Annotated in this window: 21 protein-coding genes; 8 read left to right on the forward strand and 13 right to left on the reverse strand. The window is 66.6% G+C overall.

Translation table 11 applies throughout. The features are described from left to right. Positions 1 to 92: 92 nt before the first annotated feature. A complete protein-coding gene (locus ACIBFB_RS05890) occupies positions 93 to 503 on the forward strand; it encodes a very short patch repair endonuclease (protein WP_397226712.1) in 411 nt (136 codons plus the stop codon). A gap of 37 nt (positions 504 to 540) precedes the next feature. Here ACIBFB_RS05890 and ACIBFB_RS05895 read toward each other — a convergent pair whose 3' ends face one another. The 6 genes from ACIBFB_RS05895 to ACIBFB_RS05920 form a co-directional block, all read right to left on the reverse strand. Further along, positions 541 to 1,446, reverse strand: a complete 906-nt coding sequence (locus tag ACIBFB_RS05895) for a DUF3883 domain-containing protein (RefSeq protein WP_397226714.1) — start codon at positions 1,444 to 1,446, stop codon at positions 541 to 543. Next, entirely contained in the window at positions 1,443 to 3,329 is a 1,887-nt protein-coding gene (locus ACIBFB_RS05900) for a DEAD/DEAH box helicase (RefSeq protein WP_397226716.1), read from the reverse strand. Before ACIBFB_RS05900 ends, ACIBFB_RS05895 begins: the two co-directional genes overlap by 4 nt. Next, positions 3,326 to 4,645, reverse strand: coding sequence for a ParB N-terminal domain-containing protein (locus ACIBFB_RS05905; protein WP_397226718.1), 1,320 nt, complete (start codon positions 4,643 to 4,645; stop codon positions 3,326 to 3,328). Before ACIBFB_RS05905 ends, ACIBFB_RS05900 begins: the two co-directional genes overlap by 4 nt. Before the next feature lie 3 nt (positions 4,646 to 4,648). After that, entirely contained in the window at positions 4,649 to 5,494 is an 846-nt protein-coding gene (locus ACIBFB_RS05910; RefSeq protein ID WP_397226720.1) for a hypothetical protein, read from the reverse strand. Positions 5,495 to 6,160: 666 nt separating this feature from the next. Next, entirely contained in the window at positions 6,161 to 7,348 is a 1,188-nt protein-coding gene (locus tag ACIBFB_RS05915; protein WP_397226723.1) for a damage-control phosphatase ARMT1 family protein, read from the reverse strand. Positions 7,349 to 7,382: 34 nt separating this feature from the next. Then, entirely contained in the window at positions 7,383 to 10,910 is a 3,528-nt protein-coding gene (locus tag ACIBFB_RS05920; RefSeq protein WP_397226725.1) for an NB-ARC domain-containing protein, read from the reverse strand. Positions 10,911 to 11,177: 267 nt separating this feature from the next. On the opposite strand from ACIBFB_RS05920, the gene ACIBFB_RS05925 reads away from it, so the two are divergent. Genes ACIBFB_RS05925 through ACIBFB_RS05940 form a run of 4 tightly spaced genes read left to right on the forward strand, consistent with a single transcriptional unit; the run spans position 11,178 to position 14,498 of the window. Further along, positions 11,178 to 11,534 (forward strand): hypothetical protein, encoded by a 357-nt coding sequence (locus tag ACIBFB_RS05925; protein WP_397226727.1) that lies wholly within the window; start codon positions 11,178 to 11,180, stop codon positions 11,532 to 11,534. 4 nt (positions 11,535 to 11,538) lie between these two features. Beyond that, positions 11,539 to 12,840 carry a radical SAM protein gene (locus ACIBFB_RS05930; RefSeq protein WP_397226729.1) on the forward strand — a complete coding sequence of 434 codons (1,302 nt, stop codon included), beginning with the start codon at positions 11,539 to 11,541 and terminating at the stop codon, positions 12,838 to 12,840. Beyond that, positions 12,837 to 13,694: a radical SAM protein gene (locus ACIBFB_RS05935; RefSeq protein WP_397226731.1), complete on the forward strand. Its 858-nt coding sequence runs from the start codon at positions 12,837 to 12,839 to the stop codon at positions 13,692 to 13,694. Before ACIBFB_RS05930 ends, ACIBFB_RS05935 begins: the two co-directional genes overlap by 4 nt. A gap of 18 nt (positions 13,695 to 13,712) precedes the next feature. Further along, positions 13,713 to 14,498 carry a hypothetical protein gene (locus tag ACIBFB_RS05940; protein ID WP_397226733.1) on the forward strand — a complete coding sequence of 262 codons (786 nt, stop codon included), beginning with the start codon at positions 13,713 to 13,715 and terminating at the stop codon, positions 14,496 to 14,498. A gap of 53 nt (positions 14,499 to 14,551) precedes the next feature. Here ACIBFB_RS05940 and aspS read toward each other — a convergent pair whose 3' ends face one another. Continuing rightward, positions 14,552 to 15,874, reverse strand: coding sequence for an aspartate--tRNA(Asn) ligase (aspS, locus tag ACIBFB_RS05945; protein WP_397226735.1), 1,323 nt, complete (start codon positions 15,872 to 15,874; stop codon positions 14,552 to 14,554). Positions 15,875 to 16,612: 738 nt separating this feature from the next. On the opposite strand from aspS, the gene ACIBFB_RS05950 reads away from it, so the two are divergent. Then, entirely contained in the window at positions 16,613 to 17,206 is a 594-nt protein-coding gene (locus tag ACIBFB_RS05950) for a class IV adenylate cyclase (protein ID WP_397226737.1), read from the forward strand. A gap of 290 nt (positions 17,207 to 17,496) precedes the next feature. Here the strand turns inward: ACIBFB_RS05950 and ACIBFB_RS05955 are convergent, their stop codons facing one another. Together ACIBFB_RS05955 and ACIBFB_RS05960 are read right to left on the reverse strand one after the other, a co-directional pair. Further along, a complete protein-coding gene (locus ACIBFB_RS05955) occupies positions 17,497 to 17,688 on the reverse strand; it encodes a DUF397 domain-containing protein (protein ID WP_397226739.1) in 192 nt (63 codons plus the stop codon). 26 nt (positions 17,689 to 17,714) lie between these two features. Continuing rightward, positions 17,715 to 18,557, reverse strand: coding sequence for a helix-turn-helix domain-containing protein (locus ACIBFB_RS05960; RefSeq protein ID WP_397226741.1), 843 nt, complete (start codon positions 18,555 to 18,557; stop codon positions 17,715 to 17,717). Positions 18,558 to 18,772: 215 nt separating this feature from the next. Between ACIBFB_RS05960 and ACIBFB_RS05965 the strand changes: the two genes are divergently transcribed. Further along, a complete protein-coding gene (locus ACIBFB_RS05965; RefSeq protein ID WP_397226743.1) occupies positions 18,773 to 19,288 on the forward strand; it encodes an ATP-binding protein in 516 nt (171 codons plus the stop codon). A gap of 156 nt (positions 19,289 to 19,444) precedes the next feature. Next, complete coding sequence (locus ACIBFB_RS05970; RefSeq protein ID WP_397226745.1) at positions 19,445 to 19,882, forward strand: hypothetical protein; 438 nt, start codon at positions 19,445 to 19,447, stop codon at positions 19,880 to 19,882. A 90-nt stretch (positions 19,883 to 19,972) separates the two neighbouring features. On the opposite strand, the gene ACIBFB_RS05975 is transcribed toward ACIBFB_RS05970, so the two are convergent. From ACIBFB_RS05975 to ACIBFB_RS05990, 4 genes are all read right to left on the reverse strand, one after another. Then, positions 19,973 to 20,368 (reverse strand): RidA family protein, encoded by a 396-nt coding sequence (locus ACIBFB_RS05975; RefSeq protein ID WP_397226747.1) that lies wholly within the window; start codon positions 20,366 to 20,368, stop codon positions 19,973 to 19,975. Between the two features lies 1 nt (position 20,369). Continuing rightward, the gene (locus tag ACIBFB_RS05980; RefSeq protein WP_397226750.1) at positions 20,370 to 21,581 is read right to left on the reverse strand and encodes an MFS transporter; all 1,212 of its coding nucleotides are present in this window, start codon (positions 21,579 to 21,581) and stop codon (positions 20,370 to 20,372) included. 100 nt (positions 21,582 to 21,681) lie between these two features. Further along, a complete protein-coding gene (locus ACIBFB_RS05985; protein ID WP_397226752.1) occupies positions 21,682 to 22,152 on the reverse strand; it encodes an RrF2 family transcriptional regulator in 471 nt (156 codons plus the stop codon). A gap of 68 nt (positions 22,153 to 22,220) precedes the next feature. Beyond that, positions 22,221 to 24,008 carry an Imm49 family immunity protein gene (locus tag ACIBFB_RS05990; RefSeq protein ID WP_397226754.1) on the reverse strand — a complete coding sequence of 596 codons (1,788 nt, stop codon included), beginning with the start codon at positions 24,006 to 24,008 and terminating at the stop codon, positions 22,221 to 22,223. Positions 24,009 to 24,171 lie beyond the last annotated feature (163 nt).

Here is a 24,171-nt window from a genome sequence, read left to right on the forward strand (position 1 = left end):
GAGGGTGTAGCAAGGTGGTGAGTGATCCCGAGCGAGCCGCACGGACGCGACCTGGTGACTCTTGGGCCTCGTCCGACGCTGTGCGAGCGAGCATGCGAGCGAATCGGAGCAGGGACACAGGGCCGGAGTTGGCACTGCGACGGGCTGTGCATGCGCGTGGCCTACGCTACCGAGTGGCTGCCCGCCCCGTGAAGGAACTGCGTCGCACTGCGGATCTGGTGTTCACCAAAGCCAGAGTCGCAGTCTTCCTCGACGGCTGCTTCTGGCACGGCTGCCCGGAGCACCACACCGCAGCCGTGCGCAACGGCGCGTACTGGGCGACTAAAGTCGAGCGCAACCGGGCGCGGGATGCGGACACCAATCAGAGACTGGCCGAAGCCGGTTGGACGGTGGTGCGGGTTTGGGAGCACGAGGATCCCGGAGACGCAGCAAGCCGGGTAGAGGCAGCAGTAGCCGCGGCTCGACGAGATTCACCGCCTCGGTTCACTTCGGAGAGTGATTGATCTCCGGCCCAGCCCCCGCAGCAACCGCTTCCTCTGGCTAGCGCAATCCCGGAACGAAGAACCCCTCCTCCGGTCTCAGAGCTGTGGGTCTCCAGGCGATGGTGGGCGGCCTGAGCAGGGCAGACTGCTCCCATGTGAATGTCTCCGTGTCCGCAGGAACGATAGAGCACAGAACTTGCGAAGCCAGGCGAATCACAGCGGCAACATGCTCACCTCGCAGCACTTCGGCACTGAACGCACTGGAGTGGAAGACGACCTGGACGACGCTGTAGGTGTCTGGGTAACGCAGGGCGGTCTCGAACTCATGGCGTGTGATATGAAAGCTGCCTGATGTCTCCGGTCCTGCGCCCTTGACCTCGATGCGTTCCAACGGAGGGTTGCCGATCTCGATGTCGTAGCCGTATGAGGGGGACACGAGAGACACCTGCCGTGCCAGGCGACCCTCACGTCGCAACGCCGACAGAACCACGGCCTCTGCAGCCTCCCCCACACGCTTCCGCCAGACGTCCTCCTGGGTGCTGTGGTGCATGACCGCGACGTCGACCAGTAGAGAGTCCAGCCCGGGTTCCAGCCAAGCGAGAGCCTTGAGGTCAGCGTCCGGGATGTAATCATGCACCACAGCATTGGAGCGGACTGCTTGGGTCAGCCAAACGGGCGGTGAAGCTGCCAGCAGAACACGCGCTGCAGCCCGCATCGCGCTGGAATCCATGGCCGGCAGTGCCCTCAGCTGTGGTGCCGGACGGATTCCGTCCAAGGTTTGTTCGGCCAGATCGTGTTCAAGCAGGGCTCGGGCGACGGTGGACAGGTCGAGGGAACGGCTCCAATGTCCGGCCCGTTCGGACGCCGCCCTGACCCATGCGGCAACGTCAACGCGCGGTACCTGGGAGGCGTGTGCGAGGAGAAGGACCCCGAAGACGAGGCCATGGCGCGGAAGCAGAGTCATGACCGGTGTCGCAGAGCGCGCAGAAGCGCCGAAGCGTCGTCTTCCAGCACAGCGGGGACGCTCTCGTCAGTGTCAGGCTCGGGAAGAGCCGCAGCCACCAACCCCGGATCGTTCATCAAATGCGCCAAGACGACGATCTTGTCCCGCAGCCTGCCGTCGACTGTCTCGTCGATGCTGTCGCTGCTGACGAGCAATGTGAAGCGGGTCTCTACGTCATCACGCAAGCCCAGCCGATGGATGCGGTCCTGACTCTGTAGATAGTGACCGGCGTTGAACGTCCGGTCAAGATAGACAGCGTGGTGGCACCAGTGGTGCAGGCTGACGCCCTCGCCGCAGGCGGCAGGGTTGGCCAGGAGCACGCGGCAATGGGGGTCATTGCGGAAACGGTCGAATTCCGAGTCGCGCGTCAGCGCCCCTGGAGGAGCCCCATCGGCGGGGCGCACACCGCCGTGGACGATCGCGGGCTGGAAATCCTTCAGCGCTCCGCCGAGCAGTTTCAGGTTGCGCACGAAGGTCGACCAGACCAGCACCTTCTCGTTACGGGCTGCGGCCTGCTCGACGATCTCCCTCACCTTGCGGTACTTCCACGGGGACTCGTACTGGGCATACTGCCGCAGTAGGTCAGCCAGCGCCTCATCACCGCGTACGTCCAACGGCGGATGAGCGAATTCCGCCTGGTCGTGCTCATCGGAACCTGTAGTGAGAAGCGACGGATTGGTCGCTGCCTCCAGCAGGTACATCAGGACGCGACCCAACCTCCCGAAGTCACGGCGCTCCTTCGTCTCCAACGCGAATGCGCCCCGGTAACGCCCTTCCAGCGCCTCATAGATCGCCTGTTGAACTCGACCCATCGGCTCGCTGACGGTCTCGATCTTGACAGGCGGCAGCTCCAGCCGGGATTTCGGGGTCCGAACGAAGTAGCGGTCAATCGCAGCGCTAGTCGCTGCAACGACGTCAGGGTCTCTTCCATTGGACTCGGTGTACGCGCCCGGGGGGAGAATCTTGCGGTCTTGCCCTGGATAGAGGAACCGGATCGGCGCCACCAGATCGTTGGCGCCCTGCGGAGCCGGAGTGCCGGTGAGCACGTCGCGCCGTCGAGCAGCATAGGCCAGGTCCAGCACGGCGCGTCCGTGCACACCGGCCTCGCCTTTCTTTATCCGATGGGCCTCGTCGAGAACCACCTGAGTAGGGCGGCGAGCGATGAAAGAGCGAATGCGATCGTAGTCAGCGGCCACCCGATTGTAATTGGTGAGCAACACGGTCAAGTCATCCCGCAGCACTGTGCGGGTTCCTGTGTGGACCTCCAGCACAGGTGCAGGAGCCAGACACTCCGCGGCGTCCTCCTTCCATGCCTGGAATGCTGCGATCGGACCGATGACCAGCAACTGTTCCACATCGCCACGTGCCCGACCCAACGCGAAACCCGCCAACGCGACTGTAGTCTTGCCGGCGCCGGGCACCGAGAAGTCGGCACCGTGAGGCAGGCTCGTCAATCGGGCCAGGTTCTCCAGTTGGAACGGCCTCAGTGTGCGCCGAAAACCAGCCTCCGCGAGCTCTGAGGCCAGGGTTCCAGGCTCGATCACGGGAGCATCTTGAGAGACCCTCTCCCGCTGTTTCCGGTCCTCGGAGAGCACCCGGAGCTGTCGAGACAGCTCTTCCCCCAACACGATGCGCTGACCGAACCGCTTGCGGGCTGCTGCAACAGACTCCAACTCGGCAAAGAAAACGTCCGCGCGCGTCTCGATCTCGTCGCGGGAACCGCCCACCACACCGCGCTGCAGCGCCTCCTGCAACAGGGCCCATGCACCCGGGTTAGCCGTGCTGTCCCGCCGCAGGGCCACGACTGGACGACCCCGCCGCTGCTCGAGTTCGACGGAGATCATGAGGTCTCCCGAAGCTCCTGAAGAAGCTTCTCGATTTTGTCGAGCTCCTCTTGGAAGGCGTTTTCGTTCCATTCGGAGTGCGCGCGCGATTTGCGAAGTTGAAGCGGAATCCGATTCAGCTTGTCGAGCGCAGCACCCGTTGCCTGAAATGGAGCATCCAGCACATTCTGCTCCCGTGCGCGCTCCTTCGCTTCGGTTGCCGCTGCAGTGATGGAACCACGAATGCTGTGCAGAGTGCTCTGCATGGACACGTTGGAGCCGTCAGAAACTCTGATAACGTCTTCAGGACGCTTGGTTACCACGAACTGCAAGAGATCTTCGACGACCGTTCCTTCAGGCTCGACATCCTCCAGGAAGTCATCCAGCAAGTCGGCTTCGCCACTATCTCTGCCAGCGGATGCCGCAACGTCAAGAACCCCCTCGAGCACACGCTCTCCCCGCAGCTCCGAAGCCACAAGGTCTCCGGGATTTCCGACACCTCTGAAATGGCGCAGGTCTCGATAGTTTGCCCCGGAAATAATTCCTAGGAAGTAGGCATTCTTGATGCCTGCAGCCACGGCCGCAGGCTTGCCACGGATGTGCCCGGCTAGTTCAGTGAAAGCTGATTCATTGTCAGTGAAGTCAATAGGAAGGAAAGCCCCCTGAGACTGATCGACCAGCTGCTGCACTAGCAACAACTTCTCATACTGAGCCTTGACCTCGCTTCTAGAGCGGTGCATACGCTGCTCCACTTGACTCCAGTCGCGATCGTATTTCTCGTAGAGCTCCTCGATCATCATAGCCTCGTTGATCCAGGAGTAGTCCTCTCGGAAATCGCGCGCGACCTGTAGCTCTGCTTCCAGATCAAGGATCTCGTTAGGGGTGGCGTCGTCCGGCAGCACGAGACAGCGAACGTACTTGAACTTCAAATGCCCTTCGGCCCGCAGCGTCCGCATGGCGGCTGTCCTACGATTTCCATTGATCAGAACACCGTCAGCCGTGACTAGGGCTGGTTCCTGTTGTCCGCGTGCAAGCAAGTCTTCCTTAAGGTCACCGAACTTCTCCTGATCGGCCAAGATCGCCAATTGGGCTTCCTGAGCAAACTCACCGAGAGGGTCGGCGGAGAACAGGTCCTCCTGCTGCCGTTGGCGCGTCAATCGCTGTTGCTCCGCCTTAGTGCGGTGGTTCAGCGTTGAGAATCGAACCCAATCGATCTCGAGCTCGACCAAACGAAGGTTCTTCTCTGACCGAGGCCACGCGTGAAGATGATTGCGACCTATCTCCTGTCGGGCGGCCAAGAAGTCACGCCGGTCAGGATCGAGCATCGAGAAACTCACAGGTCAACTCCTGAATGTAGTGGTCTTGGCGTGGCCGTACCGCGAAGTGATCACCGTGCGCCTGCCCTTGTCATCTGTTCCCCGAAACCCCACATGTCCCGTGAATAGAAAAGCCTTGTCTGAGGGGATTCCAAAAGCGCTCAACAACAACTCTGGGAACCTGCGTCGCGTCGATCCGTCCCAGTTCCAAGATTTGGCGCATGGATCGGTGTCAGGCATCACATAGATGCAAGGCGGTGGAACGTTCAGATCACCGAACTCGGTGGCATGCTCCTGCTTCGGACACACCCGGCTCCCCGTCCCACACAGCTGGTTGTGGAAGATCACCCCGTCGAGCTGCCTCCGATCCTCATTGAAGAAGACCTTGCGCAGCCGACTGACTCCCTTAGCCACTTCACTTCCAGGATGGCGATTCATTCCGTCGAATACCCACCAGAGGTAGGCCTCCTCCGCCCAGTCTGGGACCTTCCACTTCACGCTGCCTTGGGCACCGTCCGGGGCACCTTTTTGAATGATTGCCACGTCCCCCAGTCCGTTGACTCTGAGTCGATAGACGGTGTCGGCTCCAGGCGTTGGCTCTTCAAGCACCGACGCGATCCCCTTGCGCACGAGTCCTTGCAGCATCGCCGTCATGAACTCTCGCCGGACACCCACGCCGGCGCTTCTACGCCCCCGGATCTGCTCGATGGCTGCCGGCAGAGCCCAGGTGAGCTCCCTCTGCGTGATTCCATGCTCGGCCAAAAGGTCTGGGTGCTCGCTCAGACCTTCGACCAGACGGACCACGGAGTCCACAACTGACGGCGGAGGAAGCTCCGCGTGACGGCACGGTGCGGCGTCATCGCTCTGCATGTACGAGGACCCCCCTCATCATTTCACTCTCGCGTTAAACCGCCTGTATGGACGAAGCGCACATTCCCAAGGCTTCCGACCTCAGGATATGCCGTGAGCAGCGTGTGTAGTACCACCCATGACCATTTGCGACACCCTATGGCTCCATGTCAGCTTTGCGGAGAAATGTTCCTAATGCCCGATTACTTGAGGCGACCAAGAGTTCCATCCGCCTGACCAGCAAGAATCTCGTGGATCCATGGCGAGACACAGTTACTGAGTCGTCTACACCGAGCACGCCAGCACTCGGTCCTGCCAGTGAAGATGCGCTGCTCGGCCGCGGGAGTCCAGGTGTCATCAACATGCGTGTCACCCGTGGCCCGACAAGGCGGGCCCTTCGATCCAGGCTCAACTGGTACACCGCGTGATGACGGCGTGGTCTCTTGAACTCACTGAAGACCGCGACCGCGTTGATCTCGTGGTCATCAGAGACGTTGACGAAACCGAGCACGATCCAACTTGCGTACCCGACGTCCTTGGGGGCACTGAGGTCTCGTACGGGCGTCGGAGGTCGCGGCCAACACATCGTCTAGCACTAGCAGCTTCGATGGTGACGTGGCCAGGCGTTCGACGGAGTCGTGGTCGAGTTCGTGCTCGCGGCCGAAGTTTGAGTGGCAAGGTGCTCAACTATCTGCGGACTTGGATGACGGCGTGGGTGCCACTGGTACGCCAATCCTGACCGCTTCCATCCAGTTCGGTCAGCGTCTTCATGCCAAGGCCGGTGATGACGTCGGATTTCAGGGTGCGCAGGGCGGCGACCGGCCCAGGGAAGCACGCCGTGGCGTCCTGGAACGAAATCGTGGGTTCCCAGAGCCGGTCGCCCACGAGGCGACGGTAGTTGAGGTCGCCCTTGAGGATGGTGAGGTCGCCGTTGGAGAGCTCCGCGCGGAGGTCGTCGGGCATGTCCCGGTACGGCAGTGGCGCGCAGAAGAAGGGGTGGGCGTCCACCGTGAGCTGGCCGGCGCTCATGGCCTCCCACAGGCGCCGACCGACCTCCCCGGCGTGGCCTGGAGCGTGGAGCAGGCGCCGGAGGCAGTCGATGACGTCTGCCGTCATGGCGTCGGAGACGTAGTAGGGGTAGGGCTTGACGTGAAGCGTGACGGCGCTGGCGTGGCGGTGTCGGAGCAGGTGGTCGATGAGGACCAGGTCCGGGATGAGTTCGCGGCCCGCGTTGTCGGCGACCACGTTGACGGTGACCGGTTCGTCGGCGGTCAGGAGTGACCAGAGCAGGTGGCTGTCGTCGGCGACCAGGTGGGAGACCGCGGCGCTATGGGCTGCGTCTCCGGCTGAGATACGGAAGCCCAGGTCGGCGCGGTTGCCCCAGAGCGAGGCGTGCAGCAGTGCTTCAGCACGTTCCTGCTCCGGCCGCGCCGCCAGGTCGCCAAGTGCAACCAGCTCCTCGGCCAATTCCTCGCTGCGTAGCTCGGCCTGTTTGAAGGGGGCGAAGGGGTCCACCCCCTGCCAGGGGCCGGGCGCGAAGTATCCGACGGCTTGGAGGAGCTTGCGGTAGAAGTAGCTCTCGGCCCACAGGAACGGGGCCTCGAACCACGAACGGCCGAAGCACTCACGACCCCAGGCGGTCCAAGTGCTGTGGTCGTGGGCGGTTTCCGGCAGCGGCTCGATGACACCTTCGGTGATCTCCTCCAGCATGACGTCGAGGGCTCGGCGCTGCTCTGGAGCGTAGGGAAAGGCGTCGCGAACCTGCTGGATCAGTGCCGGGTGGCGCTTGGCGAGGACACCCCACGCGAACGTCCCGGGGGTACCGCTCGTGATCGCCGGAGCGTCGGTCCTGCTGGTGTTGTCAGCTGCTTCCACTGCCTTCTCTTCTCAGCTCGTTTCGTACCGCTGGTCAGTTCCCGATCTTCAACGCCACGACACCCGCCGCGCTGCCGACGAGCACCTGGTCGTTCACCCCGTCGTACGCCGCGCAGTGCAGTGAGGCGTCGACGCGGACCTCGGCGATCTGCCTCTGCTCGCTGAGTGACCACAGCCGCACTGTTCCATCGGCGGCGGCCGATACCAGATGATCATCATGGCGGGCGAAGCCGAGCATGAGGATGCGGCCGGTGTGTCCGGACAGGTGGGCGGTGAACCGGTCAGCACGGAGGTCGCGTACGGAGATCTCGCCGGTGCCTGCCCCGACGGCGGCCTGCGTCCCCTTGCTGTCGAGGGTGACTGAGCGAGCCCACCCACTGGGATTGGTGAAGCGACTCCTGAATTCCCCGTCAGACGCCTGCCATACGCGGACTGAGCCGTCGCCCCCACACGCGGCTAGCGCTTCTCCGCTGTCGTCGAAAGCGATCGAGCGCAGACGGCCGGCATGGACATCCTGGGACCAGAGCAGTGTGCCGCAGGGAAGGTCCCAGCAGCGAATGTGCCCATCGCTCGTACTCGCGGCCAGTCGCGGCGTGGACTTGGCCATGGCCACCGCCCAGGAGCGGGTGACGTCCCGGTTCAGGGTGAGCTCCCAGCTCGCGTCGTCCAAGGCCCAAGCTCTGACGGCGCCGTCGCCACACGCCACCGCGATGTACTCGTCGCCCCCAGCCAGCGACCACACCCGTCCGTGGGCCGCTGAAAGCTTGCGCCGGAGTGCGCACGTCTCCGCGTCGAGGAGTTCGACAGAGCCCGCACCATCGCCGACCACAGCGATACGGCCTCCAGCAACGAACTGCGTGGACCAAACGGTATTCGAGCCCAGGCCCAGCGTCTCGGCCCCACTGCGGCCAGCGGTATTCCACAAGCTAATGCCACCGTCTTCGCATCCTGCGATCACGGTGCCGTCGTTCGCATGGGTGATCGATCGTACCCAGTCAACCCCAGGTGGCAGCCGCACATCGCCAACCGCCCCACGTGAGGTGAATGCCTGGATTCTCGGTTCCTCTGTCGCGGCGAGAACAACATCGGCCCGCTCGGAAAGAGCGACGGCACGCACCCGCGCGTTGAGGTCTGAAATCTGGCGTATGGGCGTCAGGCGGCGTTCGCTCGTGTTCCAGACGCGCACGGAGCGATCTCCGGAGCCGGATGCCAGCACAGAGGAATCCGGAGCGAACGCGACGGAGCGCACCCAGTCCCGGTGTGCGGCGCGCTCATCCAGCAGGCGTCCAGTGCCCAAGTCGTAGAGTCGGACGAACTCGTCCTCGCCCGCCGTGGCGATGGCAGGTTCAGCGCCGTTTCCGACGGCGACGGACCAGACCGGAGTTCCGACTGTCTGCATCTTTCGAACGAGCACCAGGCGGTCCACATCCCAGACGCAAACGGCTCCATCTTCGGCGCCGGAAACGAGGAAGGCACCGGAGGGTGAGAAGGCGAGACTGCGAATCCGCCTGTTGTGGCCCGTCAAGACCCCAACCGGTTCACCGGTGTCAGTGCGCCAGAGCCGAATCACCACGTCGTCTCCCGCTGACGCGACAACCAGCCCGTCCGGGGAGAGCGCGGTGGCGAAAATCCAACCGGTGTGTCCATGGTGCGTGCGAATCAGCCTCCGGGCACCGAAATCCCACAGTCTGACGACTCCGTCCTCCCCGCCCGAGGCTACGAGGCGATTGGCGGTGGAAACACTGACCACGGCCCCAACGTGCCCGTCCGACGCCTCTGGTCGCTGCTCGACTTCCGGATGGCGCAGCCACTGGGTCTGGAGGGTGGTTCCAGAGCGGGCCAGGTCATCCAACGCGCGGGAGGCGGAGGGGAGCGGCGACCGTTTCAAGGCGATAGCGAGGGTCGCGGCGATGTCAGCGGGGTTCGCGAGCCCGATCAGGAGGTAACCGGCTTCGGCCATCATGCGGGCTGTCATCCAGACATGGTGCTGGGGATGCGAGTCCTCGTGCTGGCGCGGCAGCGAATCCAGCACGGCCGCATCCGCTGTCAGCGCCTGGTGCCCGACTCGATTCACCTTGTGCACGATGTACGCAGGGGAGGCGAGCAGTCCGACTAGCTCGGTGTCCAACTCGGCTTCGTGAAGGTGGTACGGAAGGTTACGCCATAGGTAGGTGTGTACGCTGTCCAGCGTCTCCCACTGGCCATCGGTGGTCTGCCGGTAGGTGTCGATCAAGGATCGGTGACGTGCGGCCCAGTCTTCTCCGATCGTGTGCCGCAGATAGGAACGGAAGACATCGTGGAGGATGACCGCGTCACGATCGGCGAGATAGGCGCTGAGAAGCGACCTGTCGGCCAGAAGCCGACAGAACTGCCGCACGGCGTGGGGAGGCCACCCGAAGGCGTTGTGCCACCAGTGCGTGAGGACCGACACGGGAATGGGGGCCGCGGGTGGGAAGACGGCGAGCGATAGGTAACGGTCTTTGAGATCGGCGCGACCGGCGATGACGACGCTTTCGTCAAGGCTGCGCAAACTCGACGCGATCGCTTGCCCGATGGCGTTCTTCCGCTGATCCGCGTCCCAAACGTCGAATGCCTGGGGACCATGGGTGCGGAGGGTCTCGCTCGCTTCCCAGGCGATGCGGTCTACCGGTGCCCCAGCTGTGACGTCCTGCGAGATGTTGGAGCCGACGATCGAGGCCAGCAGCGGCCATCCACCGCACGCGTGGGCCAACTTCGCTGTGTCTTGCTGGTCAAGGGCTGCGACGTTACGGGTGAGCAGTTCTCTGATCTCGGTCGGAGTCATCGGCCCAAGGCGGACGACGCGGGCCGATGAAGGACACACACGGATGTTACGGGTGGTGACGAGCCGGACGCACTCCTCTCCACCCAAGAGGAACGGGCCGAGGTCGGCGGCGGACCAGACGTTGTCGATGATCAGAAGTGCTCGGCGCCCCTGCAGCAAACGGGCAAGATGGAAACCCGCCTGCTCCGGGTCGGCGAGTGCTGGTCGACTGCCGTCAAGGTGCACACAGAGATCGGAGACGAGTTCGACCACCCTGGCGGGGGTACATTCCTCGCCCGTCTCCACCCACAAGATCTCGTGAAAGAGCTCTCGAACGCGTGGATCGCGGCACACCTGGGTCGCCAGCGTGGTCTTCCCGAAGCCGCCCGGTCCGCAGACAGCTGCCGTGGCGATGCCCTCAGCCGCCGACGCCTCTCGCAGTACAGAGACGAGTCCTTCGAAGTCGGCTGACCTGTGCACCAATCCGGGCTCCGGAATGGGTATCGGGAAGTAACTGTCCGAGGTGGCCGCAGGAGCGGGCTTCGGATCACCGACAGTGCTCCAGAACCGCTGCTGGACCTCTGTGCCGCTGCGCTCCAGGGCTGTATCCAACAACGCTTGAGAGTCCGGTACGAGTTCGATCGCCTCACCCCTGGACTCCCAATTGGACACCGTCCGATCGCTGACGCCGAGGTAGGAGGCGAAACCACGCACACTCTTGCGCATAGCCCGCCGCAGTGCGCGCGCCTCCCTTCCGGTCCAGCGCTGCACTGAGCCCACCGAAACTCCTTCGACCGACACCGACGACGCTAACAGCGTAGAGCTCCTTGAGCGGTGCTGAATGCCGGTCGCTGCGACGGAAATTCAGCGCGACTTCAACGCTTGCGGCAGCGAATCGTGCGATGGCCGCATTCCCGCTCACGGCACGCGTGAGCGACGACGATTCCGCGGGGGTGCAGCGGCGTGACAGCCCGCTTGACGCTGGTGACAGGCAGTCTGCTTCACACGGAGCGCAACGCCTCCGTACCGATCGAAGAGAGGCAGGACATGCCGACTGCTCGTCGCAGCAAGACCGACCACCTCATCTACGCCGACGTCGTGGACTCCAAGAGCAAGGCCGGGGTCTGGATGGGAGAGCGCGAGTCCTTCCAGGAGCGGCAGGGCAGGATTCTCGAAGCCGTCAAGGACAAGGTCGACTGGGTGCCCGTCGAGGGCGCCATCATGGCGATCAGCACCAAGCCTGCCGGAATCGCCGTCATCGCTCCGAACCCCACCCTGCCCGGCGTGATCGTCCTGGCGGACGGCGGTTCGCCCGCCGCCTCGGCCGAACTCCAGGCCACGTACGAGAAGGCCACCCGCGAGGCCATGGCCGAACTGGGCATCAGCGAAGAGGAAACGGCCTGACACCATGACCTCTTCCCACCTCCTGTGGGGGAAGTACGTCCAGTACGACCGGGACGGGGAGTCCGTGCTCCTCGACCCGGTCGGCCTGGACAGCGTGTACCTCGACCGCGGGGAGGTCGCTGACCTGTCCGCGGTTCCCCCGACCGCGACCCATCACGCCCTCGACGGGCTTGGCTTCACCTCGGACGGACCGCCGACCGACCGGCGTGAAGCTCTCCGTGCCCGCCTCCACGACCTGGGCCTCGACCCGACTCCCAACCGGATCAGCGGGCTGCGCGTCGTGCTCACCGACCGCTGCAACATGGCCTGCACGTACTGCTTCGTCGACACCAACACCGGCGAGCCCGACATGACACACGAGGAGCTCGTGGAGGGGCTGGCGTATCTCTTCGAACGGAACGCCGGACAGCGGGAAGTCTCGATCCAGTGGTTCGGAGGTGAGCCGACGATCCGGTTCGATCTCATGCGCTACGGCGACGCGCTGGCCGACGAGCTCGCGTCCCGGCACGATGTCGGACGCATCCGCCGCACCGTCGTCACCAACGGAGCCCGCCTCACGGACGAGATGCTTGAGCACTTCGTCCGGTACCAGTACGGCATCGGCATCTCGGTCGACGGCCCACCGGCCATCAACGCCGTCAACCGCAGGCTCCTCGGCGGTCAATCCGCCGACGGCCGCATCGGCGCCAACGTACGGCGCCTGCTGGAGGCCGACGGCCTCTACGTGGGATGCAATCTCACACCGACGGCGGCCAACATCGGTCAGCTCGGCGAGACGGTCTCGTGGATCATCGAGGAGCTCGGGCTGAAGTTCATCTACGTCAACACCCCGATTCCCTCCGGAGGGCGCTGGCGCGTCAAGGGACGCGACCTCGCACGCGAACTCTATGAGGCCCGGCTCACCGCGCTCAGCAAGGGCGGCATGCTCTTCTCCGTCCTCGACCGGGCCTTCCAGGCTCTCGACACCCGGCGCCCGATGCTCTTCGACCACATGCAGGGAGACCGAAGCCTCAACGCGGCGCTCCTGTCCGGGAGCAGGATCAGCCTGTGCGACATCAACTTCACCGAGCCCAGCTTCATCCACACGCTCGATGAGTTGCGCGCTGCCCCGGAGCTGTTGGGCGGCGTGGCCAAGGAGGTCGCCCCGTACGAGAAGTGCGGCGACTGTCCTGCGCTGGCCGTCTGCGGCGGGCCGTCACGGAATGAGCAGGCCCTGGTGGGCGCGGGCGCGCCTGATGAGGAGATGTGCGCCTTCTACACCGGGACGGTCGAGATCGCGGTCTGGGACGACACGGGGGTGCAATGAGCACCCCGTGGTTCCGGACCGTGCTCGTCTCCACCGCCGGGCACTGCGCCGTCGCGTGCGGATTCTGTTTCCGGGCCGATCGGGCCAACGGTTTCCTGGACGTCGCGACGTACACCCGGTCCCTGTCCCGCCTCAGGGAGATCGGCGTCGAGAGTATCTGCCTCACGGGTGGTGAGCCGACGCATCACCCCGAGCTCCGGCAACTGGTTCGTCTCGCTCACCAGTTCGGCCTGCCCGTCTCCGTGGTGACCTCGGCCCGTGCTGAGGCCGAGGTCACCGCCCTCGCCGAAGTCGCGCACCTCGTGGAGAACGTGACCGTCTCCGCGGACTCGCGTGGCGCGATGAAGCTGGGTCGGACCAGGCGTTCCGTGGAGTCGGGAATCCGTACGCTGCTGGAAATCGACGCCCCCGCAGGCGTCCTGCACGTCAGCTACTGGGACCTCGCCGACGACGAATGCGGTGAGCTGGCGCGGCTCGTGGCGGAGGCGGGAACCGAACTCCAGTTCAGTCCGGTCTTGCTCGACGAGCTCGCGATCCAGCGTGCCCGGATGACCGTGGCTGACTACGAGGAGCGACAGCGACTCGACGCGGCCGTGCTCGAGCGTCACTTCGCACTCGGGGATGGCCTTCGCGACTACCTCGCCCATCTGCGGTCCATGCGGCGCTCTCCAGGATGTCGGCACCTCTGCCGGTCGCGAGCGCTGTACGTCTCCGCTGAGGGCCGACTGAGGCGCTGCCCGTACAGCGAGGTCGGCGTGAGCACCCACCGACCCCGGTCTGAGGTCAGGGAGTTCCTCGCCCGACCGACCACTGACCGGGTCACCGCAGACTGCGCTGCCATCTGTCGTCCCTGACACCCTGCGAGGTCATTCGTGCGGACACCCGTCACGACATCCGAAGAGTTCGTCGCTCGCTGGCGGACGCCACCGAACTTCCCTGTCGCGGCCCCTCTCATCCCCTTCGGCTTCCAACTCCCGAAGGCAGTCGACGTCCTCGACCACATCAGACGCGACAACGAGGTGCGCTACACCGTCCTCGATCCGGACGACTGGCAGGTCCGCCTGGACCGCACCGCGGCCTTCCGGAGCGCACCGCTGGAGGAGCTTCTGACCTGGCGCTTTCGGCTGGTGCACTTCAACCTAAGCCGCTTCTACACAGGCTTTCTGGAGGGCTTCCAGGAGGCCGTCATGACCCCGTGGCGCACGCTTCTCTCAGCGCAGGGTTTCACCTGGCAGCGGTGCGCTCCGCTGCTGTTCATCTCCAGCCAGGGCACCGCCTCGACCTACCACAACGACAACTCCCATGGACTGGTGTGGCAGGTCGAGGGCGTCAAGACGTTCCACAGCTACGTCGACCCTGACCGCGTCCTCACGGCGGAGGACGCCGTCATCGGCAAGACCACAGCCGAAGAACCGCCCGCCAACATCGACGCCGAGCGTCTCTCCATCCGTATGGAGCCGGGAGACATGCTGTGGAGCCACGCCCTCACCCCGCACTGGGTCACCAGTGAGACACCGCTCAGCATGAGCATCAACCTCTCCCACGGTGCCCTGTGCCACCACGGCGTCTACGCCGAACGGGAAGTGGCCCTCCGCCGCTACTGGGATGACCATCCCGCCGAAGCCTGGCTGCACGACCTGCGCAACACCCGCTACTGACGGGAACTGGGGTGGTCCTGCCGCGACGGGCAGGACCACCCTCAGGCGCGTCTCTACGGCGTCAGCCGGTTGGGGCCGCGGAAGAGGAAGCTGGCCTCGCGGATGGAGTCCAGACCGAGCAGCACCATCAGGACACGGCTGAGGCCCATGCCGAGACCGCCGTGCGGCGGGCAGCCGTACCGGAAGGTGTTCAGGTAGTCCTGCATGGGCCCGGTGTTCATGTCCTTCTCGGCGGCCTGCTTGAGCAGGACGTCGTACCGGTGCTCGCGCTGGGCGCCGGTGGTGATCTCCAGCCCCTTCCACAGCAGGTCGAAGCTGCACGTGAGGTCAGGCCGCCCGGCCGGACGCATGTGGTAGAAGGGCCGGATACTGGCCGGATAGTCAGTCACGAAGACGAACTCGTGCCCGGTCTCTCGCCGGATGTGGGCGGCGATCCCGCGCTCCCCCTCCGGGTCCAGGTCCTCCTTGCCGCCTTCGGGGTCCCAACCCTCGGCGCGGAGGATGTCCTGGGCTTCGGCCATGGTGATCCGGGGGAACGGCGCCGACGGAACCGTCACTTCGACGCCGAAGGCTTCCCGGATCGCCTCACCGTGGACGTCGGCGACCTTGGCCAGCGCGTGCGCGAGCATCCGCTCCTCGAAGGCCATGACGTCTTCGACGTCCGAGATCCAGGCCAGCTCGACATCCACACCGGTGAACTCGGTGGCGTGCCGGGAGGTGAAGGAAGGTTCGGCCCGGAACACGGGGCCGACCTCGAAGACCTTGTCGATGCCGGCCGCGATCGCCATCTGTTTGAAGAACTGCGGTGACTGGGCCAGATAGGCGTCTCGGTCGAAGTAGCCGAGCTTGAACACCTCTGCGCCGGACTCCGAGGCGGTGCCCATCAGCTTGGGGGTGTGCATCTCGGTGCACCCCTGCGCGTAGGCGTACTCGCGCATGCCCTGTTCGAGAGTGGTCTGCACGGCGAAGAGCACCTGGGCGGGGAAGCGGCGACGCACGTCCAGGAAGCGCCAGTCCAGGCGTTGTTCGAGCCCGGTGTGCTCGTCGATGGGCAGGGGCGTCTCGGCCAGGTTCAGGATCTCGACGGACTCGGGAACGATCTCCAGCCCACCGAGTTTGACGATGGGGTTGTCGACCACGCGGCCGGTGATGCGGACGGCTGACTCCGTGGTCAGACGCTCCAGTTCCGCCTCGACAACGTCACCAGCGCCACCTCGCTTGTGCGCGACCTGGGCCATGCCGGTGTGGTCCCTCACGACCACGAACTGGATCTTGCTCTGCAGGCGAAGGGTGTTCGCCCATCCTGAGATCGAGACAGACTCTCCGACGTGTTCTCGCAGGTCAGCGACCAGTACACGGCTCGTCGGGTGGATCACAGCAGTCCTCCAAAGGACCTCGTCATGATCCCTTGGGAGTGCGGGCGAGAAGGGCAACTCGCGGTGCCACCGCACTTTCGTCGCTCAGGCAGCGACCTCGTTCGGGCCCTGTGACGGGGGCCGTCCGGCGGGGCATGGGGCCGCAGAGGGCCGTTCCTCCCCGCGCTCGGGAGGGTCTTCGCCGTGGGGCGCGAGACTGCCTTCCCAGCTACCGGCAGTTCTCTCGGCTCACGCGATCCCGCGGCTACTCGTCTCCGTCAACGCGTTGCGGAAAAGGATAGGAGGCCAGAAGCGACCCACGCAACGGGGAAGGCGATAACTGCCGAGAACTGTCGTCCTGGTCCGGGCGAGCGGCCATCGTGAGAACGACGAATGAGCCCCGCCCATCCCCAACGTCGCCTATGTTGGTGGCCGGACGTGACAACGCCGCCATCCAGAGATCCGATGACTCATCCTGTGGCCACCTCCCCCGCCCAGGGTGTCCGGCAGGCGACCAAGACGTCTCTCCTTGTTCATCAAACCGATCGAGGCACACGGCGCGGCTGGTGTGCGGTCGACACGTTCGACGGCGATTACGCGCTCCTCTCCCGCTTGACCGGCGAGCCGCACCGCTACTGCATCGCCTGGGAGGCGTACACGCCCACCCTCGTCGCGCCCCCACGTCGGGCGAGCACGCCCGCACATCCACCCCATGGGGCTGTCGATCGCCTCACGACCGACCAAGGAGCCGATCGCCACATGACCCCCGAATTCGAAGCCCGCTTCCTGGCCGTCGACACCGAGGCCATCACCACCCGGCTCCGCGACCGTGGCGCCACCCGCGCGATGCCGCGCACCCTCATGCGGCGTGTGGTTCTGAAGAACCAGGACATCAGCGACCGTGGGGGATGGTTGCGCCTGCGCGAACAAGGCGACAAGACAATGCTGACCTACAAGCAGGCCAACGACACCGATGGCGACTCGGCAATCGATAGCATCCTGGAGGCCGAGGTCGAGGTCACCGACTTCCACGCCGCCCAGCACCTGCTGGAGGCCATGGGGTTCACGGCGCTGCACTACCAGGAGAACTACCGCGAGGAATGGCAGCTTGACGGCGTCACGTACGACATCGACACCTGGCCGGACCTGCCCACCTACCTCGAGGTCGAAGGTCCGGACGAGAAGGCGGTTCGCGCCGCCGTCGCGATGCTCGACCTCGACTACGACACCGCGACCTTCGGCAGCGTCGCCGAGGTCTACCTCAAGGTGCTAGACCGGGACATTCTCGCTGAGCCCCGCCTCGTGTTCTCATCTCCAACCCCATACGGCAACGCGGAAGAGCCCACTCGATAGCGGCACAGGTCTGTGCTGGCCGACAGCGATGACGCGGACCGGGTCCGGCATCGGGATCCGGTCCGCGCACGGCTTCAGCCACTGATCAAGCCCGCGCACGCGGCCCCGGTACGAGTCGGTGAGCGTGAAGCCCGCCTTCGGCGTTCGTCGTGCCACCCGGTCATACCCGCGCGAGGCCCGACCCTGAAGGCACTTCGCTCCGGTACTGCTGAAGCTCGACTTCGTCCATCTCATCGGGGCGTTTCGGGCGAGCAGGAAATGCCCGGCTGAGCCCGGGATACCCGGGAGAACTACTGGCTCAGCGTCTTGAGGGCTGCGACCAGGCTGGACCATTCGGCGCTGGGGTACGCGAGGTGCCCGAGGCCCCTGTTCTTGGTGTCGCGAACCGCTGTCACACCCGGCAGATCGGCGACCTCGACGCACTGGGGGCCGTCGGGGTTGCTGTAGCTGCTCTTACGCCACTGCGTGATCGTCGTGTCCATGGAAGGCCTCAATTCTGGTCGACGCGTCACCCGATCAGGGACTCCAGGAAGTCCGCGGCTTCGGCTACGGACAGGGCGCTGCCCTGAGTCCGGCTGAAGATCAGCCTATGGCGGTGAATCTCTTCCTGGGACTCCAAGTAGAAGCCATCGCCCCGGGACTCCAGGAAGACGACGCTGTCGGCGCTGTTGCGGTCACTGAAGCTGAGGATCGTGAACGGTAGTCCTCCTGCGGCGTGTGCGCCGGAAGTGAACGGCAGGATCTGGATCTCCACGTTCGGACGGCACCCCATCTCCAGCAGGTGTTCGATCTGGCCGCGCATCACATCGGGTCCGCCGATCTGACGGCGGACCGCGGCCTCGTCGATGACGGCGAACAGCAGAGCCGGTTCGCTCCGTCCCAGCACCTTGTTCTGACGTTCGAGTCGGCTCTCCAGGCGGAGGTCGGCTTGTTCTTCGGAGTTTCCGATGGAGGAGGCGAGCAGCGCGCGGATGTAGGGCTCCGTCTGGAGCAGGCCCGGCACCAGGCCGATGCTGAACTCCTGGATCATCGTCGCCTCGGCTTCGAGTCCGACGAAGGCTCCAGGCAGGACGTCCTGGTACTGAAGCCACCACGGCTTGTCGGTCCGAGACTCCCGAGCGATCTGAACGAGCTCCTCGGCGACCGGCTCAGGGGCGTCGTAGAGCTGGCACAAGGCCATGATGTCGCCGGCCTTGACGCGTTGGAACTCCCCCGCTTCGAGCCGTTGGATCTTGGCTCGGCCCCAGCCCAGCGCCTTCCACACCTCGTCCTGAGTCATCTTCGCGGCGTTGCGAAGACGCCTGAGCTGGATGACGAGGTACCGCCTGCGCACAGGCATTCCGGTCGTCACGAGACCCTCCTTTGCCGTGACTGTCACCACAGGGCCTCCAGTGTCGCAGAAGCGAAGCGAACAAATACGACTTCGATGCACAATATATACGAGGCTCTTGCGAAATGAGGCTGCCTCATTTAGTTTCTCTCTCAACCGCACGGCGTCTCGTAGCACGCTGGGCCCGGTGTTCAAGCCATGTGCGGAGTGAAGCGCGAGAGCATGGAGGAGTTGCGATGCCCGGATTCGACGTCCCGAGGCCGCGATGCGGCCACAGCCAGGACCGGCGGGTGGTGGGTGGGTTGCCGGTCCGCGTCAAGAGCCGTCGGGCGGGGGTGTTCGCCGCGTACTTCGACGGGACCCCGGAGCAAGTCGGCCGCATCCGGACCTGGTGCGCGCGGGCCACCGGGTTGGACCAGGAGGCGGCTGACCTGGTCGAACTCGCGGTCAGCGAGCTCGTCACGAATGCCGTCGTGCACACCGCCTCGGGCGGCCGGTACGGCCGGGTCAAGGTGACCGTGGAGGTCATGCCCGGACAGATCGTCCTGGTCGGCGTGACCGACGACGGCCCCCGGGCGCTGCGCCCGATCACCGTTCCGACGCTCCCCGACCACGTCGACGACACGACCCCGTCCGGACGCGGCCTGCGCCTGGTGGCCGCGCTGTCGGAGAAGTGGTGGTGGACCGGATTCCGAGGCGGCCCGCTCACCGTCTGGGCGCTGATCGACCCTCACCGCGACCTGGCCGTCTGACTGAACCAGAAGCACAGCACCGCGACGTCGGGAAGCGCAGCCCCACGGGGCCGTTGACACCCGCCAGAGCGGCACAAGCAAAAGATGCCCCGAATCGGTGCTTAGGACCACCGAGCCGGGGCGCGATCAACCCCTGAATACAGCAGGAGGACGACCGTGCACCACCCTAACGGCCGCCACCGCAGGCGGCACCGAACCCTGGCTGGCCAGCTCTGGTCCCTCGCGGCGACGGCGCTGGCGGCGGCACTGACCCTCGTGTTCGTGCCCAATACGCCAACGCCAACCGCGATCGGGCCCGCTCCGCGCCGACGCGAACTCCCCACCGGCTCCCCCGAGGAGCCCCGGCCGCTGCCGCTCCCCGCGACCCCGGCGCCTCCGCCCGAGGACCCCGACGAGACCGGCGGCGCGCTCGTCCGCCCGTACATGCGCCCCCGCCCCCGCCCCCAGCGTCGAACATGCCTCCCCCGGCCACGGGTCCCGGTCGGTGACCTCCTCGCACCGAAGCCGCCACCGCCCTCACAGCGGGGCGAGTTCGACGAACTCGCCAGCCTGGTCCGCGTCTACCTCGCGGCCGGCGCCCCCTCACCCAGCTGACCCGGACACCGCGACCGCTCTGGCGGCGGCCCTCCCGGCCACCGCCAGAGCCGAACCACCGCCAGAGCGAAGTCACGGGCAGCGGGGGCCTCAGCCCCGGACGGCCAGGGCATCGACCTCGAACAGCATCCCCGGCAACGCCAGCCCCGCCACCCCCAGCAGCGTCTGGGCGGGCGGCCTCCCCTCCCAGAGCGCGTTCACGCGCTCCCCGAGGATCGCCAGCTTCTCCGTGTCGTGGTCGACGATGTACGTCCCCAACCGGACCACGTGCCGGTACTCCAGCCCCGCGGCTCGCAGCGCCCTGCCCAGGTGGGCGAAGGCCAACTCCACCTGCGCGGCGAAGTCCTCGACCGCCACCCCTCCCTCCTCGTCGGAGGCGTACTGCCCCGCGACGACCACCAGCTCGCCGGAGGTCTCGGCCAGGTGCGAGTACCCGAACGGCACGGGGTCGTGCAGGCCCTCGGGGTTGCTCAGCGTGTGCGACATGTCAGCTCCTCTGTGGATTCGATGTACGGAACTCGGCGAGCACCGCGCCCGCCAGGAGGATGAGAGCGCCCGCGACCCACGGGATCGCGGCGACGGCGACGGTGTCCGCCACCAGGCCGCCGACCAGGGCACCGAGAGCGATGGACAGGTTGAAGGCGCAGACCAGCAGCGCCGTCGCGGCCTCGGGGACGTCCGATGCGTGGCGCAGCATCCACGTCTGCAGACCCACGGACACCCCGCCGTAGGCCAGGCCCCACACCACGAGCGCCGCGACGGCCGCGATCGGGACCCCGCCGGCGAGCCCGAATACGCCGAGCGCGGCGGTCAGGCCCACGGTGGCGGTGAACAGCGTGCGGCGGACGTCACGGCCGCTTCCGGCGACGAAGTTCCCGACGATCCCGGCGACCCCGTAGACCAGCAGCAGCCCGCCCGTCAGCGTCGCGTCGATCCCGGCGACGTCGGTCAGCAGCGGACGGACGAAGGTGTAGGCGGTGAACTGGCCGGTGACCAGCAGCAGGGCCAGCAGCACACCGGTGCGCACGCCCCGGTGCCCGACCAGCAGCGAGGGGAGGTCCGCCAGTCGCGTGGATGCCCGCGCGGGCACGGGCGGCAGCAGGACGACGAGCAGGACGAGGGCCGCGACGCCCAGCGCGGCGACCGACAGGAAGGCCGCCCGCCACCCGGCCAGGTCGCCGATGAGCGTCCCCAGCGGCACCCCGACCACGGACGCCGAGGACACGCCGCCGAAGACCACCGCCGTGGCGTGGGGAACGTGGCGTTCCGGCACGAGGCGCGGCGCCAGTCCGCCCGCGATCGACCAGAATCCGCCGATGCTCACCCCCACGACGGCTCGGGCCGCCAGGACGAGCGCGAAGTGCTCCGCCAGGGCGCATGCGACGTTCGCGGCCGCCATCAACGCGACGAACACCGCCAGAAGCGTGCGCCGGTCCACGCGGCCGAGGAGCACCGCGGCCGTCGGTGCCGTCGCGGCCGCCACGAAACCGGGCACGGTGACCATGAGCCCGGCCGTCCCGTCCGTGACGGACAGGTCCGCGCCGACGGCGGTCAACAGCCCGACGGGCAGCAGCTCGGTGGTCATGAGCGCGAAGATCCCCAACGCCACGGCGGACACGGCGAACCACGCGCGGCGGTCGACGCGCCCGTCCACCTGACCGGTGTCGTCCCCGCGCACGTCCCCGCTCCGGCCGTTCACATCGCCACCTCGAACCCGTTGAACCCATAATCATTGATAGGAAACATCCAGGATTACCTCCGACCAAAGCCCCTCCGAGGAGGGGCCCATCGTCACCGCGTCACTCGCCCGCGAACCAGCTCCGCACGCGCTCGGCCGTCCCGGGGGCGATACGGTCCACCGACGCCCTGATCTCGGCGAGCGTCTGCGCCCCGAGCTCACGCCGCCAGGCGAGTTCGGCCCTGCGCATCGCCAGGTCGATCTGGCAGGATCCGGGAGGAGTCTCGTCCGGCGCGCCCGGCCCCCGCTTCCGGATCTCCGTGCACTGGAAGGCCTCCTCACGCCCCTCGATCGCGCCCACCACGTCCATGAGAGTGATGTCCTCGGGCTCGCGCGCCAACCGGAACCCGCCGCGCGGCCCGGGGGTCGAGTACACGACCCCGCCGCGCGCCAGCGCCTGGAGCTGCTTGTTCATGTACGCGGCGGGCAGCCCGTAGTACTCCGCCAGCCTGGCGCTGGGCACCGCCCGCTCCGAGCCCACCCACGCGAGGTTGAGGCAGCTGTGCAGCCCCCACTCGACCCCTTCGGACATCCTCATAAACCTGGATACTAGATGTCCAGGAACGTCCGCGCAAGGCCGCGGCCCCCGCTCGCCCCGGATCAGGCGAACAGCCCGGCGGCATGGTCCAGGACACCGCGCGGCAGGTAGTCGCTCTCCACCGGCACATCCCAGCCCCGGGCGCTGGCCAGGCAGGCGAGCGCGAGCAGACGCGTACTGACGTATCCGTCGCTGTCCCCCTTCTTGTCGCCCACGCTGAAGGCGTCCCGATGTGCTTCCAGCGCGTCGGCCAGGGCCAGGGCGAAACCCTCCCGGTCACCGGCCACCAGCTGGGACAGCGCGACGACCGGCGGCGGCGGAAAACCCGGGATCACCTGGTATCCGGGCAGGGCCGCCAGCGCGTCGTCCATCGCCGCGCGCGCCTGCGCCGCCCGGCGTTCGGCGTCCCGCGCCTCGGGCCCGGCGGTGCGGGACCGGGCCGCCTCCACCCGCAGGTAGGCCAGCAACGCCCCCGGGTACAGCGTGAAGACCCGGTTGCCGCCCTGGGCCCTCCGGCCAGCGAAAGCGCCCGTGGGGTGGGCCAACAGCGCGTCGAAGCGCTCCCGCGATCCGGAGAGCACCGCGTACTCGACCGCGACCGTACGCGCCCCCTCGTTGACGTCCCCGGTGGGAGGCACGGCACGCAGGGGCGCGGTGGTCGGGCCGAGGGTGACCTCGACGGTGTCCTCCGCGCCGGTCACGCTGGCGAAGGCGGCGGCCGTGTACTGGGAGGCGTGGGTGAGCGCTTCGAGTTGGCGCGGGTCGCGGGCGTGCGGGTCGGCGAGCGAACGGAGCTGGAACCTGCGGATCTCGTCCCGGGCGGACGACTGGAGTGCCCACGGAAGCATGCTCGGCAGGGTGCTGGGGCTCCACGCGTCGCGCAGCTCCTCCCGGGACTCCTCGTCCCGGCGCTCCAGGATCCGGTCGATGAACGTGGGCGCCTCGGCCGGCCGGACCACGGCCAACCGCCCCTGGGCCAGCTCCCTCAGTGCTCCCGCGTCCTTGTCGGCGCCGTAGGGACCCACGCGCGGAGCGCCCCACCCCTCCTCGCCCACGACGAGTCGGCGCGGCAGGTAGTCCGTCTCGAACGGCTGCTCCCAACCCTCCGTACGCACGGCCATCGCGGCGAAGGCGATCGCCTCGACGGGCAGCAGGGACGCGGGGAAGTCGTCGGACGACCGCTCACGATGGGCTTGGAGGCGACCCGTCATCAGCTCCCAGAACAGCTCCTCCTCCCCGGAGAGCAGACAGTGCAGCTGGAGGAGGTCGGGGTGCGGGAATTCCCCGTCGTCGGCGATACCCCTCACAGCCGAGTCGACGTAGGACAGGAGCTGGTCCCGCTCCGCTCCCGCCTCGGGGAAGAGGTAGTAGGCCAGGCCGCGCGCCAGCACCTCCCCCTCGTCGAACGCCGAGGCGAGGCTGAGGAGGGCGCCCGAGTTCTGTTCGTGCGCTCCGGCGACCAGGCACAGGTACACGGTCCGGATCCAGTCCCAGGACCCCACCGGCTCGGGGTCACCGTCCTCACCGTCCCCGGAGTAGGACACTCCTGTGCCCGTATAGGTCAGGAACACCGGGAACGCCGCCGACGCGGGCGCGTGATCGAGCTTGAGCGCCCCGATCCGGGCCTCGGCCGCCGAGTACAGGGCGGTGACGGCGTCGGCGTCGATCGAGGGATCGTCGGCCGACCGGGCCCCGGCGTAGGCCAGCAGGTCGTCGGCGACCATGTCCCAGCCGTGGAGCTCCCGTCCGGCCTCCTGCTCCCCGTGGACCATCCCGCCGATCCGGTCGTGGAAGTCGTCCGTAGCCTTGGCCAGGGCTTCGGCCCTCACCTCGTGCCGCTCGATACGCACTGGTCTCCCGCGTCCCTTCCATGGCGTGATGCCCGGACCCCCTTCACGGGACCCGAGCGCGCAAGGAAGTCTGGCACGGCGCCGCGACGAACGGCGCGTGCATCCGGGCCGTGGAAAACCTCCGCCTCACCGCGTTTACCCGTAGGTAACAATTGGATCGACG

Origin of the sequence: Nocardiopsis sp. NPDC050513 (genome assembly GCF_044457925.1) — a bacterium.
In the GTDB taxonomy this organism is placed as follows: Bacteria; Actinomycetota; Actinomycetes; order Streptosporangiales; family Streptosporangiaceae; genus Nocardiopsis.